The 3174-nt window shown below is 67.6% G+C and carries 1 protein-coding gene; it reads right to left on the bottom strand.

The window, feature by feature from the left end; translation table 11 throughout:
- On the bottom strand, positions 1-3174 hold a 3174-nt coding region (locus RT2_RS24865), incomplete at both ends, for a non-ribosomal peptide synthetase (RefSeq protein ID WP_139280392.1).

The raw sequence follows: 3174 nt of genomic DNA, 5'->3' as shown, positions 1-3174 counted from the left end.
AAATCATCGTCCAGACCCACCCGCTCGATCCCGAGCAACTCCTCGAACACCGACGCCACCGCCCGCTCGACCCCGGTCACCGGAGCACGGAACTCCGCCACCTCGAACACCGGAGCCGGCAACGCCCGCCGATCCACCTTGCCACTCGAGGTGACCGGCAACTCCTCGAGCACCATCACCTGCGACGGCACCATGTAAGCCGGCAACCGATCCGCCGCCGCCCTGGACACCTCGACGACGTCGACAACGACCTCGGGAGCCGCCGTCACATAACCGACCAGATGCTGACCCGACGCAGTACTGACGACCGCCGCCACCGACTGACCCACCGACGGATGCGCCGCCAACGCAGCCTCCACCTCGCCGAGCTCGATCCGCAGACCATGCAACTTCACCTGGAAGTCCGTGCGCCCCAAGAACTCCAGCTCACCCGACGACGTCCAGCGTGCCAGGTCACCGGTCCGGTACACCCGCTCACCACCACCGAACGGATTCGCCACGAACCGCTCCGCCGTCAGATCCGGCCGCGACTCGTAGCCGCGGGCCAACTGCACACCCGCCAGGTACAACTCACCCGGCACACCCACCGGAACCGGACGCAGACGCCCGTCGAGCACGAACACCTTCGTGCCCTCGACCGGACCACCGATCGGCACCACCGCCGCATCGGTCTCGGCCGCCTCGCGGCGGGTGACCTGCATCGCCGCCTCGGTCGGACCGTAGAGGTTGTGCACCGCAGCACCGGTGACCCGCCCGAACTCCGCCGCAACAACGGCCGGCAACGGCTCGCCACCGGCGAACACCCGCCGCAACGCCGGGGTCCCCGACTCCGGCAACGCCGCCAACACCATCGGCAGCATCGACGGCACGAACTGCACCGTCGTCACCGACTGCTCCACCATCACCCGCGCCAGATACTGCGGGTCACGATGACCGTCCGCGGTCGCCAGCACCAACCGGGCACCGGCCTGCAGCGGCCAGAAGAACTCCCACACCGACGCATCGAACGTCGCCGGCGTCTTCTGCAGCACCGAATCCCGCTCGCCGAGCCCGTACTCGGCCTGCATCGACACCAACTGGTTCACCGCCGCCGCGTGCGTCACCGCGACGCCCTTGGGCCGCCCGGTCGAACCCGAGGTGAACAACACGTACGCCGTGTTCTGCGGACCGAGCACCCCGACCCGATCCGCCGCGGTCACCGGCCGACTGTCGGCCAGGTCGATCCCCGCAACGTCGACGACCGGGCACCCGAACACAACGTCCGAGGACATACCGGCATCGGCGAGCACCAACAGCGGGTCAGCGGTCTCGACCACGTACCCGATCCGCTCCGCCGGCTGATCCGGATCGACCGGAACATACGCACCACCGGCACGCACCACCGCGTACATCGCGACAACCTGCTCCACCGACCGGCGCATCGCGAGCACCACCCGCGACTCGACCCCGACACCGGCCCCGATCAGATACCGAGCAACCGCATCGACCCGGGCATCGAACTGCCGGTAGGTCAAGGCCATCGACTCGTCGACGATCGCGACCGCACCCGGAGACCGCAGGACCTGATCGGCAAACAACGAATCCAACGTCCCCGCCGGCACCGGCGCGTCGGAACCGTTCCACTCCCGCAGCACCAACTCCCGCTCACCGTCGCCGAGCAGATCGATGTCGCCGACCGGCAGCTCGGCGTCGACCGTCACCGCGCGCAGGATCCGCAACAAACCGTCGACCATGCGCTCGACGCCGGCGGCGTCGAACAGTGCAGCGGCATAGGTCAGCACACCCGACACACCGTCCGGAGCGCCCTCACCGTCGTAGCGGTCGGCGAACGCGAAGTCCAGATCGAACTTCGCCAACACCACATCGGAATCCACACCCGACACCGTGAGCTCACCGAGCTCGAACTCCGGCGACTCGAGATTCTGGAACGAGATCGACACCTGGAACAGAGGCGAGTACGCCTGCGACCGAACCGGATTGAGCACCTCGACAACCCGCTCGAACGGCACGTCCGCATGACCGAACGCACCCAGATCCGTCTCCCGGGTCCGCGCAACAACCTCGTCGAACGAGGCACCACCGTCGACCTCGGTGCGCAGCACCAACGTGTTGACGAACATGCCCACCAGGTCGTCGAGCGCGGCGTCACCACGACCGGCCACCGGCGTTCCGACAACGATGTCACCGGTCCCCGACAACCGCGCCAACAGCACCGACACCGCCGCATGCATCACCATGAACAACGTCGCACCACTGCGCCGAGCCACCGCATCGAGCGCCGCATGCAACTCGGCGTCGATCGTGAACTCTTGCAACGCACCGCGATTCGACATCACAGCCGGACGCGGCCGAGCGGTCGGAAGCTCCAGCACATCCGGAACACCCGCCAGCGCAGCAGTCCAGTAGTCCAACTGAGCCGACACCAGCGAACCCGGATCCTGCTCGGAACCGAGCACCTCACGCTGCCACAACGTGTAGTCCGCGTACTGCACCGGCAACGGCGCCCACTCCGGCAACCGCCCGGCCCGGCGAGCGGCATACGCCACCATCACATCACGCGTCAACGGAGCCACCGACCAACCATCGGCACTGATGTGATGGACCACCATCGCCAACACGTACTCGACGCCCGACTCCACCTCGTACAAACGGGCCCGCAGCGGAACCTCCGCGGTCACGTCGAACGGCGCCGAGACGAACTCCACCGCCGCACCGGCCACCGACTCCGCATCCACCGACACCGGCGTCAGATCGATCACCGCCTGACCGGCCGGCAACACCACCTGATGACCGGCACCGTCGAAGTCGACATACACCGTGCGCAACACCTCGTGCCGCGCCACCACATCGGCCACCGCAGCACCCAACGCATCGACATCGAGAACACCCGACAACCGCACCACAACCGGAATGTTGTACGCCGACGACGAGGAATCGAAACGGTTCAAGAACCACATCCGCGACTGCGCAAGCGACAGCGGAATCCGCTCCGGACGCTCCCACACCGTCAACGCGACATGACCACCCGCACCAGCGGACGACGCCAACCGCGCCGCCAACGCCTCGACCGTCGCCGCCTCGAACAACTCCCGCACCGCAACCCGGGTGTCGAGCGCACTGCCGAGCCGCGCCGCGACCTGCATCGCGACCAGCGAGTTGCCGCCCAACTCGAAG

Source organism: Rhodococcus tukisamuensis NBRC 100609, from assembly GCF_001894985.1.
Taxonomy (GTDB): domain Bacteria; phylum Actinomycetota; class Actinomycetes; order Mycobacteriales; family Mycobacteriaceae; genus Rhodococcus_G; species Rhodococcus_G tukisamuensis.
Note: the sequence above shows the minus strand (reverse complement) of the source record. Positions and strands in the feature narration are given on the sequence as shown.